Source organism: Streptomyces sp. NPDC042102, from assembly GCF_055582305.1.
Genome location: NZ_JBVJDL010000005.1, coordinates 439,596 through 458,798, shown reverse-complemented (window position 1 = coordinate 458,798; position 19,203 = coordinate 439,596). Strand labels below are relative to the sequence as shown.

General features: G+C 74.3%; 15 protein-coding genes, 1 rRNA gene and 1 pseudogene. 12 read left to right on the top strand and 5 right to left on the bottom strand.

Going from position 1 to position 19,203, the window contains the following annotated elements:
* The 3 genes and pseudogenes from rrf to ACZ6KO_RS24210 form a co-directional block, all read left to right on the top strand.
* A 5S ribosomal RNA gene (gene rrf, locus ACZ6KO_RS24220) occupies positions 1-91 on the top strand; the annotation flags it as partial.
* A 364-nt stretch (positions 92-455) separates the two neighbouring features.
* Positions 456-1,124 (top strand): annotated as a pseudogene (locus tag ACZ6KO_RS24215) (tetratricopeptide repeat protein); the annotation flags it as partial.
* 144 nt (positions 1,125-1,268) lie between these two features.
* Entirely contained in the window at positions 1,269-2,138 is an 870-nt protein-coding gene (locus ACZ6KO_RS24210; RefSeq protein ID WP_469306090.1) for a tetratricopeptide repeat protein, read from the top strand.
* A gap of 119 nt (positions 2,139-2,257) precedes the next feature.
* On the opposite strand, the gene ACZ6KO_RS24205 is transcribed toward ACZ6KO_RS24210, so the two are convergent.
* On the bottom strand, positions 2,258-3,529 hold the full coding sequence (locus ACZ6KO_RS24205) for a DUF1015 family protein (protein ID WP_469306067.1): 1,272 nt from the start codon (positions 3,527-3,529) through the stop codon (positions 2,258-2,260).
* Between the two features lie 115 nt (positions 3,530-3,644).
* On the opposite strand from ACZ6KO_RS24205, the gene ACZ6KO_RS24200 reads away from it, so the two are divergent.
* The 4 genes from ACZ6KO_RS24200 (at position 3,645) to ACZ6KO_RS24185 (ending at position 7,779) form a co-directional block, all read left to right on the top strand.
* Positions 3,645-4,694 (top strand): HAD hydrolase-like protein, encoded by a 1,050-nt coding sequence (locus ACZ6KO_RS24200; protein ID WP_469306066.1) that lies wholly within the window; start codon positions 3,645-3,647, stop codon positions 4,692-4,694.
* Positions 4,695-4,826: 132 nt separating this feature from the next.
* Positions 4,827-5,873, top strand: a complete 1,047-nt coding sequence (locus ACZ6KO_RS24195; protein WP_469306065.1) for a FecCD family ABC transporter permease — start codon at positions 4,827-4,829, stop codon at positions 5,871-5,873.
* Complete coding sequence (locus ACZ6KO_RS24190; protein WP_469306064.1) at positions 5,870-6,946, top strand: FecCD family ABC transporter permease; 1,077 nt, start codon at positions 5,870-5,872, stop codon at positions 6,944-6,946. The genes ACZ6KO_RS24195 and ACZ6KO_RS24190 overlap by 4 nt, the downstream gene beginning before the upstream one ends.
* On the top strand, positions 6,943-7,779 hold the full coding sequence (locus ACZ6KO_RS24185; RefSeq protein WP_469306063.1) for an ABC transporter ATP-binding protein: 837 nt from the start codon (positions 6,943-6,945) through the stop codon (positions 7,777-7,779). The genes ACZ6KO_RS24190 and ACZ6KO_RS24185 overlap by 4 nt, the downstream gene beginning before the upstream one ends.
* Positions 7,780-7,837: 58 nt before the next feature.
* Here ACZ6KO_RS24185 and ACZ6KO_RS24180 read toward each other — a convergent pair whose 3' ends face one another.
* Positions 7,838-8,185 (bottom strand): SCP2 sterol-binding domain-containing protein, encoded by a 348-nt coding sequence (locus tag ACZ6KO_RS24180; RefSeq protein ID WP_469306089.1) that lies wholly within the window; start codon positions 8,183-8,185, stop codon positions 7,838-7,840.
* A gap of 44 nt (positions 8,186-8,229) precedes the next feature.
* Between ACZ6KO_RS24180 and ACZ6KO_RS24175 the strand changes: the two genes are divergently transcribed.
* The 5 genes from ACZ6KO_RS24175 to ACZ6KO_RS24155 all read left to right on the top strand — a co-directional run bounded on the left by ACZ6KO_RS24175 (position 8,230) and on the right by ACZ6KO_RS24155 (position 13,564).
* Positions 8,230-8,553 (top strand): hypothetical protein, encoded by a 324-nt coding sequence (locus ACZ6KO_RS24175; protein ID WP_469306062.1) that lies wholly within the window; start codon positions 8,230-8,232, stop codon positions 8,551-8,553.
* Between the two features lie 7 nt (positions 8,554-8,560).
* The gene (locus ACZ6KO_RS24170) at positions 8,561-9,376 is read left to right on the top strand and encodes a TlyA family RNA methyltransferase (RefSeq protein ID WP_469306061.1); all 816 of its coding nucleotides are present in this window, start codon (positions 8,561-8,563) and stop codon (positions 9,374-9,376) included.
* Between the two features lie 20 nt (positions 9,377-9,396).
* On the top strand, positions 9,397-10,326 hold the full coding sequence (locus tag ACZ6KO_RS24165; RefSeq protein WP_469306060.1) for an NAD kinase: 930 nt from the start codon (positions 9,397-9,399) through the stop codon (positions 10,324-10,326).
* 98 nt (positions 10,327-10,424) lie between these two features.
* Positions 10,425-12,203: a DNA repair protein RecN gene (gene recN / locus ACZ6KO_RS24160; protein WP_469306059.1), complete on the top strand. Its 1,779-nt coding sequence runs from the start codon at positions 10,425-10,427 to the stop codon at positions 12,201-12,203.
* Between the two features lie 236 nt (positions 12,204-12,439).
* Positions 12,440-13,564, top strand: a complete 1,125-nt coding sequence (locus ACZ6KO_RS24155; protein WP_469306058.1) for a glycosyltransferase family 4 protein — start codon at positions 12,440-12,442, stop codon at positions 13,562-13,564.
* A 193-nt stretch (positions 13,565-13,757) separates the two neighbouring features.
* Here the strand turns inward: ACZ6KO_RS24155 and ACZ6KO_RS24150 are convergent, their stop codons facing one another.
* From ACZ6KO_RS24150 to ACZ6KO_RS24140, 3 genes are all read right to left on the bottom strand, one after another.
* A complete protein-coding gene (locus ACZ6KO_RS24150; RefSeq protein WP_469306057.1) occupies positions 13,758-15,377 on the bottom strand; it encodes a PucR family transcriptional regulator in 1,620 nt (539 codons plus the stop codon).
* Between the two features lie 157 nt (positions 15,378-15,534).
* Positions 15,535-16,917 carry an FAD-binding protein gene (locus ACZ6KO_RS24145; protein ID WP_469306056.1) on the bottom strand — a complete coding sequence of 461 codons (1,383 nt, stop codon included), beginning with the start codon at positions 16,915-16,917 and terminating at the stop codon, positions 15,535-15,537.
* Positions 16,918-17,024: 107 nt separating this feature from the next.
* Positions 17,025-18,830 carry a glycoside hydrolase family 15 protein gene (locus tag ACZ6KO_RS24140; RefSeq protein ID WP_401456597.1) on the bottom strand — a complete coding sequence of 602 codons (1,806 nt, stop codon included), beginning with the start codon at positions 18,828-18,830 and terminating at the stop codon, positions 17,025-17,027.
* Positions 18,831-19,203: the final 373 nt, after the last annotated feature.

Here is a 19,203-nt window from a genome sequence, read left to right as displayed (position 1 = left end):
GCCCGGTTACATTCCGAACCCGGAAGCTAAGCCTTTCAGCGCCGATGGTACTGCAGGGGGGACCCTGTGGGAGAGTAGGACGCCGCCGAACAATCTTTCAAAGGACCCTTGGTCCTCAGCGTTCACGCTGAGGACCAAGGGTCCTTTTTGTTTTTGCTCGTTTTTACGCCGGAGCGCGGCCATGGGCTGGTTGCGCGAGAATGACTAGCGGTACCCCGAAGACAGGAGTCACACCCATGTCCAACTCTCCCGACGATCGTCCGGAGCGCGAGCCCCGTCGCAACGACGGTGGTGACAGGGGCGGCTACCGCGGGGGCCGTGACGACCGTGGCGGTGACCGCGGCGGCTACCGTCGCGACGACCGTGGCGGCCGGCCCAGCGGTGGCGGCTACCCGCGTCGTGACGACCGTGGCGGCCGTCCGGCCGGCGGCGGCGACCGCGGTGGCTTCCGCGGCCGCGACGACCGCGGCGGCGACCGCGGTGGCGACCGCGGTGGTTACCCGCGTCGTGACGACCGTGGCGCCGGTGGTTACCCGCGTCGCGACGACCGTGGCGGCGACCGTCCGTCCTTCCGTCGCGACGACCGGGGCGAGCGTCCCAGCTACCCGCGTCGTGACGACCGTGGCGGCGGTGGTTACCCGCGCCGTGACGACCGTGGTGGCGACCGTCCGTCGTTCCGTCGCGACGACCGCGGCGAGCGTCCGAGCTACCCGCGTCGTGATGACGAGCGCGGTGGTTTCCGCGGCCGTGACGACCGCGGTGGCGACCGTCCGAGCTACCCGCGTCGCGACGACCGCGGCGGTGACCGTCCGTCCTTCCGTCGCGACGACCGCGGCGAGCGTCCCAGCTACCCGCGTCGTGACGACGAGCGCGGTGGTTTCCGCGGCCGTGACGACCGCGGTGGCGACCGCCCCAGCTACCCGCGTCGCGACGACCGTGGTGGCGACCGTCCGTCCTTCCGTCGCGACGACCGCGGCGAGCGTCCCAGCTACCCGCGCCGTGACGACGACCGGGGCGGCTTCCGCCGTGACGACCGGGGCGGCGACCGGGGCGGTTACCGCGGTGGCCGTGATGACCGCGGTGGCGACCGTGGTGGCTACCGGGGCCGTGACGACCGTGGCGGCGACCGTGGTGGGTACCGCGGTGGCCGTGATGACCGTGGTGGCTACCGCGGCCGTGACGAGCGGGACCGTGACTTCCGCGACCGCGAGCCCGTCAAGCGGCTCCCGATCGACGAGGACGTCACCGGTGACGAGATCGACGCCGACGTGCGCCAGGAGCTGCTGAGCCTGCCCAAGGGGCTGGCCGAGGAAGTCTCCCGGAACCTGGTCATGGTCGCGCGGCTGATCGACGAGGAGCCGGAGCAGGCGTACGCGTACTCGCGCATCGCCCTGCGCCTGGCCTCCCGCGTCGCCGCCGTCCGCGAGGCCGCCGGCTTCGCCGCGTACGCCACGCAGAAGTACAGCGAGGCGCTGGCGGAGTTCCGTGCCGCCCGCCGCATGACCGGTTCCGTCGAGCTGTGGCCCGTCATGGCCGACTGCGAGCGTGGTCTGGGCCGCCCCGAGCGGGCCCTGGCCATGGCCGGCGAGCCCGAGGTGCAGAAGCTGGACAAGGCCGGCCAGGTCGAGATGCGGCTGGTCGCGGCCGGTGCCCGGCGGGACATGGGGCAGCTGGACGCCGCCATCGTGACCCTCCAGAGCCCGGAGCTGGCCTCCAACTCCGTCCAGCCGTGGACCGCGCGGCTGCGCTACGCGTACGCCGACGCGCTGCTGGCGGCCGAGCGCGAGGACGAGGCGCGCGAGTGGTTCGCCAAGACCGTCGAGGCCGACAAGGACGGGGCGACCGACGCCTCCGACCGGCTGGCCGAGATGGACGGGGTCGAGTTCGTCGACGCGATGACCGACGAGGACGACGAGGAGTCGGACGACCCGGAGGTCCGCGCGGCCGAGCGGGCGGCGGACCGGACCGAGTACTACGACGAGGACGACGAAGAGTACGAGCCGGTCGGGGCGGGCGACGAGGACGAGGACACCCGGCCCGCCGGCGGCGACCTCGGTGCGGACGACATCGCCGACGAGGTCATCTTCGAGGAGGACGTCGAGCACAAGTCCGGCCAGGACGGGCGCGACGACCGCTGAGGCGGCTGACGCATGAGACGAAGGGCGGTACCCCGGTGAGGGGTACCGCCCTTCGTCGTGCCGTGTCCGTCGTCCGGGGGCCGTCGGGGGCTGCCGCAGAGCCCCGGGGTCGGGGTCGGTCAGTCCAGGCTGCGCAGGACCAGGCCCGTCGCCGGCTTCGGGCCGAACGACGTCGACTTGCGGGGCATGGTGACGCCCTGCCGGGCCAGGTCCCGTACGACTTCCTCGCGGACCGGGTGCAGCAGCACCGCCGTTCCGCCGGTGCGTTCGGCCATGGCGATGGTGGCCTCGGTGTCGTGGATGTAGGTGATGTGCTCGGGGGTGTCCGGGACCCGCCACACCGCGTCGAGGAGGGTGGCGTGCAGCACCGTCGCGTCGAGACGGCGCCAGGCCTCCGGACGGTCGTGCCGCACCGTACGGTCGATGAGCTCCGGGTCGGGGTCGGTGACCAGGTGGAAGCGGCCGTCGCCGGCGAGCAGGAAGGCGTTGCCCTCGGCGGTGGCCGCCGCCAGCGCGTCCAGTGCGGCCGGCAGCGGGCCGTCGACGACCCGGGTACGGAACCGGCCGCCGAGCGCGGCGAGGGCGTCGGCCACCGGCAGCCGGCGCAGCATCCGGTGGATGGCGCGGACCTGGAGCGGGTAGCGGGCCGTGTCCACCAGGAGGACCAGGCCGAAGTCCCAGTCGGTGGGACTCTGGTGCTCCTCCTGCAGGCGCAGGTACGTCGCCCAGCGGTGGTGGCCGTCGGCGATGAGGGCCTGGCGGCTGCCGAGGTCGGCGGTGACGGCGGCCAGCGCGGCCGGGTCGGTGATGGACCACAGGCGGTGGCAGAAACCGTCCTCCGTGGTGGTCGACAGCAGCGGTGTCCCGGCGGCGGTGGCCTCGACGACGCGGGCGGCGCCGGATCCGGGGTCGTCGCCGCGGTAGGTCAGGAGCAGCGGTTCGAGATTGGCCGAGGTGGCACGCATCAGGCCGGCCCGGTCGGTGACCACGTGCGGCATGACGTCCTCGTGCGGCAGGACGATGCCGGCGTCGGCGGTGGACAGGGCCAGGGCGCCGATGACGCCGCGCTGGAGCAGATCGCCCTTGCGCTGCTCGTAGACGTACAGGGCCGGCTCGGGGTCGGCGGACAGCACGCCCTCGGCGAGCCAGTCGTGGAGGGTCCGGGCGGCCTGCTCGTTGCGGGCGTCGGGGGTGTCCGCCTGGGGCAGGATCAGCCGGACGATGTTGTGGGGGTCGGCGGACTCGAGGTGGTTGAGGCCGTCGGGACGCACGACCACGTCGTACGGCGGCGAGGTGACGGCGGCGAGGCTGCCGACACGCTCCCGGACATAGCGCAGGCCATGGAAGGGGATCAGGCGCAGTCCGTGTTCCGCGGTACCAGATGGGGTCATTGGTGCATGGTAAGGGGCATCTCGCGATGCGGGATGATCGGGGGAGTACGGATTTCGGTCATGATCACGCACGGTCCGGCGGTGGCGCCGGAGTGCGGGGACGAGGAGCGGGCGGATGAGTCGGCAGAGCAGGACCAGGCCCTCCGGGAGCGAGCGGAGCCTGCACCGGGCGTACGACACGGCCCTGCTGGACCTGGACGGCGTGGTGTACGCGGGCGGTCTGGCGATCGCCCACGCCGTGGAGTCGCTGGGGGCGGCGCGCGCGGACGGGATGCACCTGGCGTACGTCACGAACAACGCGCTGCGCACGCCGGACGCGGTCGCCGAGCACCTGACCGAGCTGGGCATCCCGACGGTGGCGGACGAGGTGATCACCTCCGCGCAGGCGGTGGCCCGGCTGATCTCCGAGCGGCTGCCGGCCGGTGCGAAGGTGCTGGTGATCGGCGGCGAGGGGCTGCGGGTGGCGCTGCGCGAGCGCGGACTGGTGCCCGTGGACTCGGCGGACGAGGCGGACCTGGCGGCGGTGGTGCAGGGCTACGGCGGGCCGGAGCTGCCGTGGAGCCGTTTCGCGGAGGCCAGCTACGCGATCGCGCGCGGGCTGCCGTGGTTCGTGTCGAACACGGACCTGACGATCCCCAGCGCACGGGGGATCGCGCCCGGCAACGGGGCGGCCGTCGAGGTCGTCCGGATCGCGACGGGCGCGGAACCCGAGGTGGCGGGCAAGCCGCTGCCCCCGATGCACCGGGAGACGATCCTGCGGACGGGCGCCGAGCGGCCGCTGGTGGTGGGGGACCGGCTCGACACGGACATCGAGGGGGCGTTCAACGGGGAGGTGGACTCGCTGCTGGTGCTGACCGGGGTCACGGACGGGGCGCAGCTGCTGCGGGCCGAGCCCCGGCACCGGCCGACGTACGTGGACCGCGATCTGCGGGGGATGCTGACCGGGCAGCCGGAGGTGGTGGCGGCCGGCGAGGGGTTCCGGTGCGGGGCGTGGACGGCGGTCGCCGGGGACGGCGCCCTGGAGCTGCGCGAGGACGGCGACGGGGCGGGCGAGGGGGATCCGCTGGACGGGCTGCGGGCGCTGTGCGCGGCGGCCTGGAGCCGGGCCGGGGACGGAACCTGCGAGCTGGACGCGGACAAGGCGCTGGCGCGGCTGGGCCTTTGAGCGGGCGGGGGATGCCGGGCGCGATGCCGGGCGGTGCCGCGCAGTGCCTGGCGGTGCCGGGTGGTGTCGCGGGGCGGCCTCGGGGCAGCACACCTGATCAACAGGGTCGGAGGGTAGGCTAACCTAACCTTCGTGTTGGCTGAGAGTCCCCCGAAAGAGAGCGCGGCGCCGGTCGCCGCCGTCCGCCCGCGGCACGCGGCGCGCGCCGCCGGTCTGCTGTTCGCCCTCGGCGCCCTCGCACTGATCGCGGTGGCGAGTATCGCCGTCGGCGCCAAGCAGATGCCGCTGGAGGAGGTCTGGCACGGCCTGTTCCACTACACGGGCACGACCTCCGACGTGGTGGTGCGCGACCTGCGGGTGCCGCGCACCCTGCTCGGGCTGATGGTCGGGCTCGGGCTCGGGCTGTCGGGCGCGGTCATGCAGGCCCTGACCCGCAACCCGCTGGCCGAGCCGGGCATCCTCGGCGTCAACGCCGGTGCGGCCGCCGCCGTCGTCTCCGCCATCAGCTTCCTGGGCGCGAGCAGCCTGAGCGAGTTCGTCTGGTACGCCTTCGCCGGCGCGGCCGTGGTGTCGGTCGTCGTCTACGTCCTGGGCGGCAGCCGGAGCGCCACACCGGTCCGGCTGGCGCTGGCCGGCACCGCGGCCAGTTTCGCGCTCGTCAGTTACGTCAACGCCGTCCAGCTCATGGACAGCAAGGCGCTGGGCAAGCTGCGCTTCTGGTCGGTCGGTTCGCTGGCCTCCGCCACCATGGACACGGTCACGCAGGTCGCACCGTTCCTGCTGGCCGGCGCGGTGCTCGCGCTGGCGCTGGGGCGGCCCCTGAACGCGATGGCCATGGGCGACGACACCGCGCGGGCGCTGGGCGCGCATCTGACGCGGACCCGGATCACCGCCATGGTGGCCATCACCCTGCTGTGCGGGGCGGCGACGGCGGCCTGCGGGCCCATCGTCTTCATCGGCCTGATGGTCCCGCACCTCGTCCGCGTCTTCACCGGGCCCGACATGCGCTGGGTGCTCGCCTACTCGGCGGTCCTCTCGCCCGTGCTGCTGCTGGGCGCGGACGTCATCGGCCGGGTCGTCACGCGCCCCGCCGAGCTGCAGGTCGGCATCGTCTCGGCGATCATCGGCGGGCCCGTCTTCATCTACCTGGTTCGGCGCAAGAGGATGGCCCAGCTGTGACCGTGACTGCCAAGTCCCCCGAGGGCCGGGTCTCCCGGCCCCGACCCCGGGCGCTGCGCGGCCCCGGCGGGCTGTCCCTGCGCGTCGAGCCGCGTGCCGTGGTCGCCGGGGTGCTGCTGCTCGTCGCCGCACTGGCGATGGCGGTCGTGCTGATCGGCACCGGCGACTTCCAGATCGCGCCCGCCGACGTCGTCCAGACCCTGCTGGGCAACGGCACGCCCGCGAACGACTTCATCGTCAACGACCTGCGGCTGCCGCGGGCCCTGGTCGGGCTGCTGGTCGGCGCGGCCCTCGGGATGTCCGGCGCGCTCTTCCAGTCGGTGTCGCGCAATCCGCTCGGTTCCCCGGACCTGCTCGGTTTCGGATACGGCTCGGTGGTCGGCGCACTCGTCGTCATCACGGTCTTCAAGGGCGACGCCACCGAGGTCGCGCTCGGGGCGGTGGTCGGCGGCCTCCTCCTCGGCCTCGTCATCTATCTGCTCGCCTACCAGAAGGGCATTCACGGCTACCGGCTGGTGCTCGTCGGCATCGGAGCCTCGGCGGTGCTGGTGGCCGTGATCCAGTTCCTGCTGACCAAGGCCCAGGACACCGAGGCCGCCCGGGGCATCGTGTGGATGACCGGCTCGCTGGCCGGGCGGGACTGGGCCCAGGTCTGGCCGCTCGCGGTGGCCTGCGCGGTGCTGTTCCCGCTGGTGCTCGGGCAGGGGCGGGCCCTGCGGATGATGGAGATGGGCGACGACGCGGCGTACGCGGCCGGCGTACGGGTGGAACGTACCCGGATGCTGCTGATGCTGGCGGCGATCCTGCTGACCACGGCGGCGGCAGCGGCAGCCGGCCCGATCTCCTTCGTGGCGCTGGCGGCGCCCCAGCTCGCCCGGCGCCTGACCCGCTCGCCCGGGTCGAACCTGGTGTCCGCCGCGCTGATGGGCTCGGTGCTGCTGCTGGTGTCCGACTGGGCCTCGCAGCGGGCCTTCGGCGCCGACCAGCTCCCGGTGGGCGTGGTGACCGGGCTCGTCGGTGGTGTCTACCTGCTCTGGCTGCTCGTCACCGAGCGCAAGGCGGGACGTATATGAAGTCACAAGGGAGTGCGCAAGTGCAGGTGCAGCGGCTGACCGCGGAGAACGTGACCCTCGGCTACGACGAGCGGGTCATCGCCGAGAACCTGTCGGTGGAGATACCCGACAACTCCTTCACCGTGATCGTCGGACCGAACGCGTGCGGCAAGTCCACGCTGCTGCGGGCCCTTTCGCGGATGCTGAAGCCGGCGGCGGGGCGGGTGCTGCTCGACGGGCAGGCGATCGGGTCGCTGCCGGCCAAGAAGGTCGCCAAGACGCTGGGGCTGCTGCCGCAGTCCTCGATCGCGCCGGACGGGATCACGGTCAGCGACCTGGTCTCGCGCGGCCGCTACCCGCACCAGGGGCTGCTGCGGCAGTGGTCGCCGGAGGACGAGCGGATCGTCCAGGAGTCGATGGCCTCCACGGGCGTCGCGGAGCTCGCGGACCGGGCCGTGGACGAGCTGTCGGGCGGCCAGCGCCAGCGGGTGTGGATCGCGATGGCCCTGGCGCAGCAGACGCCGCTGCTGCTGCTGGACGAGCCGACGACGTACCTGGACATCCAGCACCAGATCGACGTCCTGGACCTGTGCGCGGAGCTGCACGAGACCCAGGGCCGCACGCTGGTCGCGGTGCTGCACGACCTCAACCACGCCGCCCGCTACGCCACGCACCTGATCGCGATGCGCGGCGGCCGGGTGGTCGCGGAGGGCCCGCCGGCCGAGGTGGTCACGGCGGAGCGGGTGGAGGAGGTCTTCGGGCTGCGCTGCCAGATCATCGACGACCCGGAGACGGGTACGCCGCTGGTCGTCCCGGCGGCGCGGAAGGCCCGGGCGAAGGTCCCGACGGCGTAGCGGGGCGCGGGCGGCCGGGCGCAGGCCGCCCGTCCGCCCGTCCGCGGCCGTCGGCCGCTCAGAGCAGCGAGCGCAGGCGCAGCAGGTCGCGGAAGCCGGCCTCCAGGCGGACGCGGCCGCCCGCCCACGCCTTCGCGAAGTTCAGCCGCCCGGCGACCATCGCCACCAGGTCGTCGCCGGTCATCGCCAGCCGGATCTCGGCCTTCGTCGCGGGCGGCCCCGCCGCGAGGCCGGCCACATGGATGCGGCCGCCCTCGAGCCGGCCCGTGAAGGTCCGGTCGAGGTCGGTGATGTGGCAGCTGAGCGTGCGGTCGAGCGCGGTCGCACCGCGCACGTCGCCGTCGGCCCGCGCCAGGTTCTCGGAGAGTTGGTCGAGTGCCGCTCGGCACTCCTCGATCGTCGCCATCGTGATCACGACCGTACCGCACGCCTTCGGGGTAGCGTCGGGGCATGAGCGACGAAGTGTTCCCGGAACCGGACGACGTGCCGGACGCGGCGGCGGACGACGTGCCGGACGCCCTCGCGGGCGGAGACGGTGCCGGTGAGGGCGACGGTGCGGGGGACGGGCCCGCCGGGCCCGCGCCGCTGGGCGTCGTACGGACCGCGACCGGCCACGCCGGGGTGGACGCCCTGCTGGAGCGGCTGGCCGACGCCGACCACCTCCCGGCGGACGGACATGTCGAGGTGTACGAGGATGTACACAGGGGACTGCGGGACACGCTGACCGCGCTGGACGCAGCCCCCGCGACTCGTCCGTACGAAAACAGGAGCTGAACCGAACGTGGCAGGAGTGGCACGCCGCCGCCTGGACGCCGAACTGGTACGCCGCAGCATGGCCCGCTCGCGCGAGCACGCGGCCCAGCTGATCGCCGCCGGCCGGGTCACCGTCGGCGGCACCACCGCGACCAAGGCCGCCACCCAGGTCGAGACCAGCGCCGCGCTGGTGGTCCTCAAGGACGACAGCGACCCCGACTACGTCTCGCGCGGCGGTCACAAGCTCGCCGGCGCACTGGCCGCCTTCACTCCGCTGGGGCTGCGCGTCGAGGGCCGCCGGGCCCTGGACGCGGGCGCCTCGACCGGCGGGTTCACCGACGTGCTGCTGCGCGCGGGCGCCGGTCACGTCGTCGCCGTCGACGTCGGCTACGGGCAGCTGGCGTGGTCGCTGCAGAGCGACGAGCGGGTCACGGTGAAGGACCGCACGAACGTCCGGGAGCTGACGCTGGAGCAGATCGACGGCGTCCCCGTCGACGTCATCGTCGGCGACCTGTCGTTCATCTCCATCGGCCTGGTGCTGCCCGCCCTGGTGCGCTGCGCGGCGCCGGACGCCGACCTGGTGCTGATGGTCAAGCCGCAGTTCGAGGTGGGCAAGGAGCGGCTCGGCAGCGGGGGCGTCGTCCGCAGTCCCGAGCTGCGCGCGGAAGCCGTGCGCGAGGTCGCGCGGGCGGCGGGGGCGCTGGGGCTCGGCGTACTCGGGGTGACCGCGAGTCCGCTGCCCGGGCCCTCGGGGAACGTCGAATATTTTCTCTGGCTGCGGGCGGGGGCACCGGCACTCGACCCGGCGGACGTTGACCGTGCAGTGGCGGAGGGGCCGCGGTGACAGTTTCAACAGGGGGATCGGTGGATTCGGCACAGGATTCCGGGCTCGGGCCCGCGACGGCGCGGACCGTCTTCCTGCTCGTGCACACCGGGCGGCCGGCGGCCATCCGCAGCGCCGAGCTGGTGATCAAGGGACTGCTGCGGTGCGGGCTGGGCGTACGGCTGCTGCGCCACGAGGCGGGCGACGTGTCGCTGCCATCCGAGGTGGAGCTGGTCGAGGAGAGCACCCCCGACGTGCTCGACGGGTGCGAGCTGCTGATCGTCCTGGGCGGTGACGGGACGCTGCTGCGCGGCGCGGAGTTCGCGCGCGCCTCCGGGGTGCCGATGCTGGGCGTGAACCTGGGCCGGGTGGGCTTCCTGGCCGAGGCCGAGCGCGACGACCTGGACAAGGTCGTGGACCGGGTCGTCACCAAGGAGTACGAGGTCGAGGAGCGGATGACGCTCGACGTCCTCGTCCGGACGAACGGTGACGTGGTCCACCGGGACTGGGCGCTGAACGAGGCGGCCGTCCAGAAGGTGTCCCCCGAGCGGATGCTGGAGGTGGTGCTGGAGATCGACGGCCGGCCCGTCTCCGGGTTCGGCTGCGACGGGATCGTCTGCGCGACCCCGACCGGCTCCACGGCGTACGCCTTCTCGGCGGGCGGGCCGGTGGTGTGGCCGGAGGTCGAGGCGCTGCTGATGGTGCCGATCAGTGCGCACGCGCTGTTCGCGAAGCCGCTGATCACCTCGCCGGACTCGGTGCTGGCGGTGGAGGTCCAGACGGGCACTCCGCACGGGGTGCTGTGGTGCGACGGCCGCCGCACGCTGGAGCTGCCGCCCAGCGCCCGTGTGGAGGTCCGCCGGGGCAGCGTGCCGGTCCGGCTGGCTCGGCTGCACCACGCGGTCTTCACGGACCGTCTGGTGGCGAAATTCGCCCTGCCGGTCTCGGGGTGGCGCGGGGCGCCGCACTGAGGCGGGTACGGGCCCGCCCGTCCGATCCGGCACCGATCCGTAACCCGATCGGTGCCGGGTCACACGGTGCCGTCGCATGCCACCGGTGAAACCTCGGTATGGTGCAGGACGTGCTTGAGGAGATGCGGATACGGTCGCTGGGTGTCATCGACGACGCGGTGGTCGAGCTGTCGCCCGGATTCACCGCGGTGACCGGCGAGACCGGCGCGGGCAAGACGATGGTGGTCACCAGCCTCGGGCTGCTGCTCGGCGGCCGGGCCGACCCGGCGCTGGTGCGGATCGGGTCCAAGGCGGCGATCGTCGAGGGCCGGATCGTCATGCGGCCGGACGCGCCCGCCGCCGTGCGGGCCGAGGAGGCCGGGGCCGAGCTGGACGACGGGGCGCTGCTGATCAGCCGGACCGTTTCCGCCGAGGGGCGCTCGCGCGCCCATGTCGGCGGCCGCTCGGTGCCCGTGGGGCTGCTCGGCGAGCTCGCCGACGACCTGGTGGCCGTCCACGGCCAGACCGACCAGCAGGGCCTGCTGCGGCCGGCCCGGCAGCGGCAGGCGCTGGACCGGTACGCCGGCGGGGCCGTCGCCGTACCGCTGGAGAAGTACGGGGCCGCCTACCGGCGGCTGCGGGCCGTCGCCGCCGAACTGGACGAGATCACCACCCGGGCCCGGGAGCGGGCCCAGGAGGCCGACCTGCTGCGCTTCGGGCTGGACGAGATCGCGGCCGTCGAGCCGCGGGCCGGCGAGGACGCCGAGCTGGCCGCGGAGGCGGAGCGGCTGGGCCACGCCGAGGCGCTGGCCTCGGCGGCGCAGCTCGCGCACGCGGCGCTCGCCGGCAACCCGGAGGACCCCGAGGGCGTCGACGCCAACACGCTCGTCGCGGGCGCGCACCGGGCGCTGGAGTCCGTGCGCGCGCACGACGCGGCGCTGGGCGTGCTCGCCGAACGCATCGGCGAGGTGGGCATCCTGCTGGCGGACGTGGCCGGGGAGCTGGCCGGGTACGCCGACGACCTCGACGCCGACCCGCTGCGGCTGGCGGCGGTGGAGGAACGGCGGGCGGCGCTGACCCAGCTGACCCGCAAGTACGGCGTGGAGGTGGCCGCCGGGCACGACACGAAGGCGGCCCACTCGGTGGACGCCGTGCTGGCGTGGGCCGAGCGGGGCTCGGCGCGGCTGCTGGAGCTGGACGGCGACGACGAGCGGATCGGGGACCTGACCGCCGAGCGGGACGCGCTGAGCGCGGAACTGTCGGGGCTGGCCCAGGCGCTGACGGACGCCCGTACGGAGGCGGCGGCGCGGTTCGCGTCGGCCGTGACCGCGGAGCTGGCGTCGCTGGCGATGCCGCACGCGCGGGTGACGATCGACATCCGCCAGACCGAGGACCCGGCCGGGGTCGAGGTCGGCGGCCGGCCGGTCGCGTACGGGCCGTCGGGCGCGGACGAGGTGGAGCTGCTCCTCGCCCCGCACCCGGGCGCGCAGCCGAGGCCGATCGCCAAGGGTGCCTCGGGCGGTGAGCTGTCCCGGGTGATGCTGGCCGTCGAGGTCGTCTTCGCGGGCTCGGACCCGGTCCCGACGTACCTCTTCGACGAGGTCGACGCGGGTGTCGGCGGCAAGGCGGCGGTGGAGGTCGGCCGGCGGCTGGCGAAGCTGGCGAAGTCGGCGCAGGTCGTGGTGGTCACGCACCTTCCGCAGGTGGCGGCTTTCGCCGACCGGCAGCTGCTGGTGGAGAAGACCAACGACGGCTCGGTGACGCGCAGCGGCGTCACGGTCCTGGAGGGCGAGGACCGCGTCAGGGAACTGTCGCGGATGCTGGCGGGCCAGGAGGACTCCGAGACGGCGCGGGCGCACGCGGAGGAACTGCTGGCGGCGGCGCGCGCCGACGCGTAGCCCCGCGCCGCGCCGGGCCCGGCCCGGCCGTGTCGTCGTCGCGGTCGCCGGTCCGGTGAAGCATGGCAGGGGGTACCGGCAACGGGCCCCGGGCCGGATATGTAGCCCGTGTGGGTGACGCTTCGCCGGAAGTCGCGTGCTCTTGCGTGGGATCCCTCCCCGTACGGTCCCGGAACGCGCGTACGGGCTGGCATCCTGGGCGACGTCCCTGCCTTCGTCACTCAGGAGCTCCGGCCGTGAGCAGCACACCGGTTCCGGTCCAGGCCCCGTCGTACGGGCGGCCGCCGTTGCGTACCGTCCAGGTCCTCGGGGACGCCTGCGCGGGCGTCCCCGGCGGCGGGGCGGGGAGCAGCGCGCACGTGCGGTCGCTGGCCACGGGGCTCGCGGCGCGCGGGGTGCGGGTGACGGTGTGCGCGCCGGTCGAGGCGGAGGGGGAGTACGACTTCACGGGCGCCGGGGCGCAGTTCACGCCGGCGGCGGTGAGCGCGCTGCGGGCCGCGTGCGCCGGGGCGGACGTGGTGCACGCGCACGGCGTGCACGCCGGGATGCGGGCGGCGCTGGCGCTGCGCGGCTTCCGGGTGCCGCTGGTGGTCACCTGGCACGGCTGCGGGCCGGGGGCCGAGGGGCTGCTGGGCCGGCTGACCCGGGTGCTGGAACGGCGGGTCGCGCGGTCCGCGGCGGTGGTGCTCGGCGCGACCTCGGACCAGGTGGACCTGGCGCGGCGGCGCGGGGCGCGGGACGCCCGGCTGGCCCCCGTGACGGTGCCGGTGGCCGGCCCGGGCCCGGCCGACCCCGGGAAGGTGCGGGCCGAACTGGGGGCGGTGGAGCGGCCGCTGCTGATCGCGGTCGGCAGCCTCGTCCCGCACCGCGGGTACGGCGTACTGCTGGACGCGGCCCGGTCCTGGCGGGAGCTGGATCCCGTACCGCTGCTGGTGATCGCGGGCGAGGGCGCGCTGCGGGCGTCGCTGGCGCGGCGGATCGAGGCCGAGGGGCTGCCGGTGCGGCTGCTGGGCAGGCGGTCGGACGTGGCCGACCTGCTGGCGGCGGCGGACGTGGCGGTGCTGCCGAGCCGGTGGGAGGCGCGGTCCCTGCTGGCCCAGGAGGCGCTGCGGGCGGGGGTGGCACTGGTCGCGACGCGGGTCGGCGGGGTGCCGGAGCTGGTCGGGGACGCGGCGGTCCTGGTGCCGTACGGTGACGCCGGTGCCCTCGCCTCGGCGGTCTCCGGCCTCCTGGTCGACCCCGGCGCCCGCGCGGCCCTGGGGGACGCGGGCCGGGCCCAGGCGGCGACGTGGCCGACGGAGGACGACACGGTGGCGCAAGTGCTCTCCGTGTACGACGAACTGATGGAGCGTCGCCGGTAGCCCACGGGTGGCTCCCGGGCCGGCCTGTGGCGCGGCCCGCCGCCGCGGCCCCACCGCTCGCCGCTGCGCGGGCCCTTCCCCACCCCGCCCCTTCCCGAAACCGGGGCTCCGCCCCGGACCCTCCCCAAGACTCCGGGGGACCCTCCACGCTTCAAACGCCGCGCGGGCTGGGTGTGCCGTCCGGCGGGCCCGGCTACGCCGTGTGGCGGCGGGCGCGCAGGGCCAGGCTCAGGGACAGGACCGTCTCCGGGTCGTCCAGGTCCGTGCCCAGGAGTTCGGAGATCCGGGCCAGCCGGTTGTACAGGGTCTGCCGGTTGAGGTGGAGCTCGCGCGCCGTCTCCGCCTTGCGCCCCGCGTGCGCCAGGTACGTCTCCAGCGTGGGCAGGAGGGGCGGGCGGGACGTCTGGTCGTGGGTCCGCAGCGCGCCGATCGCACGGTCCACGAACGCCGCCAGGTCCGGGTGTTCCCGCAGCCGCCACAGCAGCAGGTCGATGTCCAGGCGGCGGGCGTCGTACCAGGGGCGGCCCGGCAGGCCCTGGGCCGCGGTCGCCGTCTCCGCTGCGTGCCGCAGGCCCGACGAGGCCGCCGCCCAGCCGCCCGCCACGCCCACCACCACCGCCGGCGGCGCCCCGGCCCGGTCCAGACCCGCCCGCTCCACGCCCGCGCGCAGCGCCGCCGCGACCCGGTCGGCCACCGCCGTCCGCTCGGACTCGGCGCGCAGCGCCACCAGCAGCGGCACCCGCCCCTCCACCGGGCGGACGCCCAGCAGCACCGGGACGCCCACCGCCGACAGCTCCTCCGACACCGCCCGCGCCAGGACCGACCAGTTGCCGCCCGGGGCCACGCCCGCCGACAGCCGCATCACCACCGGCAGCAGCGGACCGGAACCCGGTTTGAAGCCCAGGACCCGCGCCTGCGCCGGCGCGTCCTCCGCCGAGATCCGGCCCTCCGCGAGGTCGGTCAGGAAGTCGCCGCGGCCACGCGCCGCCAGTTCCTCCTCCTGCCGCGCCTGCATCAGCACCACCGCGAGCACGCCCGCCGTACGCTCGGCCGCCATCCGGTGCACCGGCGCCAGCGGCGCGGAGACGCCCAGCAGCACCAGCCGGGCCCGGACCGAGCCGGGCCCCGGCCCGCCGCCGGGTACGTCGACCACGACCGCGTTCGACGGCGGTCCCTCCGCCTGGTGCCCGCGCAGCCCCTCCCACACCTGGAGCGGGTCCGCCGCGGCGTCCCCCGACGCGCTGCCCGCCGCGTACAGCAGCTGCCCGTCCGGGGTCTCCAGGAAGACCGGGTTCGCGGTGAAGTCGGCCAGGATCCGCAGGACCTGCGGGATCCCGCCGCCGCCCAGCAGCGCCTGCGTGCACCGCCGGTGGACCTCCTCGGCCCGCTGGAGCAGCGCGTAGTGCCCGTTGACGATCTCGGTGTGGACCTCCTCCGTGACCGCCACGAAGGGCACTTCACGGTGCAGCTGGACCAGCGGCAGGCCGGCCGCCCGGGCCGTCTCCACGATCGTCGCGGGCAGCCGCGTGAAGCGCGGCCCCAGCTCCACCACCAGCGCCGCGATGCCGCGTTCGGCCAGGCGCCGTACGAAGGCGCGCTGTTCGGCCGGGCGCGTGCCCAGACCCAGTCCCGTCGTCAGCAGCAGTTCGCCGCCCTTGAGCAGGGAGGCGATGTTGGGCACCTCGCCCGCGTGCACCCAGCGCACGGTGCGGCCCAGCCGGTCGGCCCCGGCCACCACCTCCGGCAGCCCGCCGCGCAGCCCCGGCAGCTCCAGCGCCCTTTGAACGGTGATCCCGCCGCCCTGGTTGTCCATGTCGCCGGACGCTACCGGCCGTGTCGTCGCGCGCACATCATCCACGGGTGGGGAGTCCTGTCCTGCCGTCCGGCCGGACCGACAACGCGTCGGCCCGGTAAGGGGATTATCCGATCACCGGTCGGCTGTGGCGTACGTCACCAGCCCGCGAGGAGGCTCAGGCCGGCCGGATGTTGTGGTTGAAGCGGAAGACGTTGTCCGGGTCGTACGTCCGCTTGACCCGGCCCAGCCGGGCCAGGTTCCCGTCACCCAGACCCGCCGCCACGCGCTGCGGGCCCTCGTCGCCGAGGAAGTTGAGGTAGACCGCGCCGGTGCTCCACGGCCGCACGTCGGCGCGGACGTCCTTGACCCACTGCCGGCAGCGCTCGTCGTCCGCCGGGTCCTCCCAGATGCCGAAGGGGTGCACCGCCCACGGGGCGTCCCGGTAGGGCACCGGGAACTCGGCCGGCCCCCTCGCGATCGCGCCGCCCTGCGGGAAGAGGATGTGCTGGGTGCCCGACGGCACGGGCATCGTGGCGGCCCGGCCGCAGAAGGCGTCCACCAGGCCGTCGGGCGCCCCGGTCAGGTACTCCGCCGACCAGTAGTTCCGCATCCCCGGCGGATCGTCGATCATGCACTGCAGGTCCGCGTACGGGATGCCGGTGACGATCTCCACCTCGTGCGGCAGGGCCAGCAGCGGCGCGGCCAGCTCCCGCACCCCCTCCTCCGGCCCGGCGTACGTCAGCAGCGCCGTGCACAGCAACTGCCCGACCAGGGGCGGCGGCATGAAGTCCTCCGGCGGCGCCGTCAGGTAGATCACCCCGCCGCCCGCCTCGTGCGGCCCGTTCTCGATCAGGTCCCGGAAGGTGCGCATCACCTCGGGCCCGTGCTCGGGCAGGTACATCAGGAACGCGATCGACATGTGCGGCAGGTCGTGCAGGCGCAGCGTGATCGAGGTGGCGATGCCGAAGTTCCCGCCGCCGCCGTGCAGCGCCCAGAACAGCTCCGGGTGGTCCTCGGCGGTCGCCGTGACCCGCTCGCCGCCGGCGGTGACCACGTCCACGCCCAGCAGGTTGTCCACGGCCAGCCCGAAGACCCGGTCCAGCCAGCCCGTTCCGCCGCCGAGGACGAAACCGCCGACGCCGGTGGTGGAGGCCCGGCCGCCGGTGGTGGCCAGGGCGTGCGGCTGGCAGGCCCGGTCCAGATGGCTCATGGTGGCCCCGCCGCCGATCCGGACCGCCTTCGCGGCCGGATGGACCGTCACGTCGTGCATCCGCCGCAGGTCCACGACCAGGGCCCCGTCGCCCAGCGCCATGCCCGCCACGCTGTGCCCGCCGCCGCGCACCGCGATCGGCAGGTCCAGCTCGCGCGCGAAGCGGACGGCGGTGACCACGTCCGCCTCGTCCTCGACCTGCGCGATCACGGCCGGACGCCGGTCGATCATGGCGTTGAAGACGGTCCGGGCCTCGTCGTAGCCCGGATCGCCCGGGGCGTGGACGGCACCGGTCAGATCCTCGCGGAGCCCGGCCAGGGCCGTGCCCGCCTTCGAGTGGGGAGCCATGGACGCGCCCCCTTCTCCCGAGGGGTGAAGGACCCCTCCAGCCTAGGCGGGCCCGGTCCCGGCGGCGCGCCGGAACCGGGCCCCGGCCCGTGGCCCGGAGGTGCCGCTCAGCCCCCGTACGCGCCGCTCGCCGTCAGCCGCAGGGCCGTGTCGATGAGCGGAACGTGGCTGAAGGCCTGCGGGAAGTTGCCCACCTGCCGCTGGAGCCGCGGGTCCCACTCCTCCGCCAGCAGCCCGACGTCGTTGCGCAGGCTCAGCAGCTTCTCGAACAGCCGGCGGGCCTCGTCGACCCGGCCGATCATCGCCAGGTCGTCGGCCATCCAGAACGAGCAGGCCAGGAACGCGCCCTCGTCGCCCTCCAGGCCGTCCACGCCGGCCTCCTCGCCCGCCGTCGGGTAGCGCAGGATGAACCCGTCGGTCGTCGACAGCTCGCGCTGGATCGCCTCGACGGTTCCGATGACCCGCTTGTCGTCCGGCGGCAGGAAGCCGACCTGCGGGATCAGCAGCAGGGAGGCGTCCAGTTCCTTCGAGCCGTAGGACTGCGTGAAGGTGTTGCGCTCCTTGTCGTAGCCCTTCTCGCAGACGTCCCGGTGGATCTCGTCGCGCAGCTCGCGCCAGCGCTCCAGCGGTCCGTCCGCGTCCCCGCTCTCGATCAGCTTGATCGTGCGGTCCACGGCCACCCACGCCATCACCTTGGAGTGCACGAAGTGGCGGCGGGGGCCGCGCACCTCCCAGATGCCCTCGTCGGGCTGGTCCCAGTGGGCCTCCAGGTAGCGGATCAGCTTCAGCTGGAGCAGGGAGGCGTAGTCGTTGCGGGCCAGGCCCGTCATATGGCCCAGGTGCAGGGCCTCGGTGACCTCGCCGTACACGTCCAGCTGGAGCTGGTGGGCGGCGCCGTTGCCGACGCGCACCGGCTGGGAGTTCTCGTAGCCGGGCAGCCAGTCCAGCTCGGTCTCGCCGAGCTCGCGCTCGCCCGCGATGCCGTACATGATCTGCAGGTTCTCCGGGTCGCCGGCGACCGCGCGCAGCAGCCACTCGCGCCAGGCGCGGGCCTCCTCGCGGTAGCCGGTGCGCAGCAGCGAGGAGAGGGTGATCGCGGCGTCCCGGAGCCAGGTGTAGCGGTAGTCCCAGTTGCGGACGCCGCCGATCTCCTCCGGCAGGGAGGTGGTGGGCGCGGCGACGATGCCGCCGGTGGGCGCGTACGTGAGCGCCTTGAGGGTGATCAGGGAGCGGACGACGGCCTCCCGGTAGGGGCCGTGGTACGTGCAGTGCTCGACCCACTCGCGCCAGAAGTCGGTGGTGGCCTCCAGCGCGGCCTCGGCGTCGGGCTCCTGCGGCGGCTCCTTGTGCGAGGGCTGCCAGCTGATGCAGAACGCGATCCGGTCGCCGGGGCCGACGGTGAAGTCGGCGTACGTCGTCAGGTCCTTGCCGTACGTCTGGGCGTCGGTGTCCAGCCAGACCGAGTCCGGGCCGGCCACGGCGACCGTACGGGCGTCGACCTTGTGCACCCACGGCACGACCCGGCCGTAGCTGAACCGCATGCGCAGGGCCGAGCGCATCGGCACCCGGCCGGTGACGCCCTCCACGATCCGCACGAGCTGCGGGGCGTGGTCCTCGCGGGGCGGCATGAAGTCGATGATGCGGACCGTGCCGCGCGGTGTGTCGAATTCCGACTCCAGCACGAGCGAGTCCCCCCGGTAGCGGCGGCGGTCGGCCTTGGGGGCCTCCGCGCCCGGCGCGACGGCCGGGCCGATGCGCCAGAAGCCGTGATCCTCGGTGCCCAGGAGCGCAGCGAAGATGGCATGTGAGTCGAAACGGGGCAGACACAACCAGTCCACAGACCCGTCCCGGCACACCAGTGCGGCGGTCTGCATGTCCCCGATCAGTGCGTAATCCTCGATGCGCCCGGACACGTTGCTTCTCCAGTCGAACGGCCACGTCCGCCCCGAAGGGCGCTTGCAGTGCGCTGTTGCGCGGTCCTAGGGTCCCCCACGCGAGCATCGGATGTCCGGGACGGGCTGGGTGGTGCCGTGAACCGGATGACCGGACTGCTCGGGCGGCGATGTTGAGCGATATCCGAGCAGGATATGTCGGCACCCTAGTGATCTCCTTAAGTCTGGGAACAATGGCGCTCCTCCAAACGGGTGAGGAGTGTTGGTATGACCAACGGTTCCGGCGCTTGCCCCCGGTATACGGCGGGCACGGCCCGCGCGCCGGGGCGGGCGGGCCGTGCCTGACGTGCACGCGGGCGCGGCCGGACGTGCCGGCGGGCGTGGCCGGAGGCGG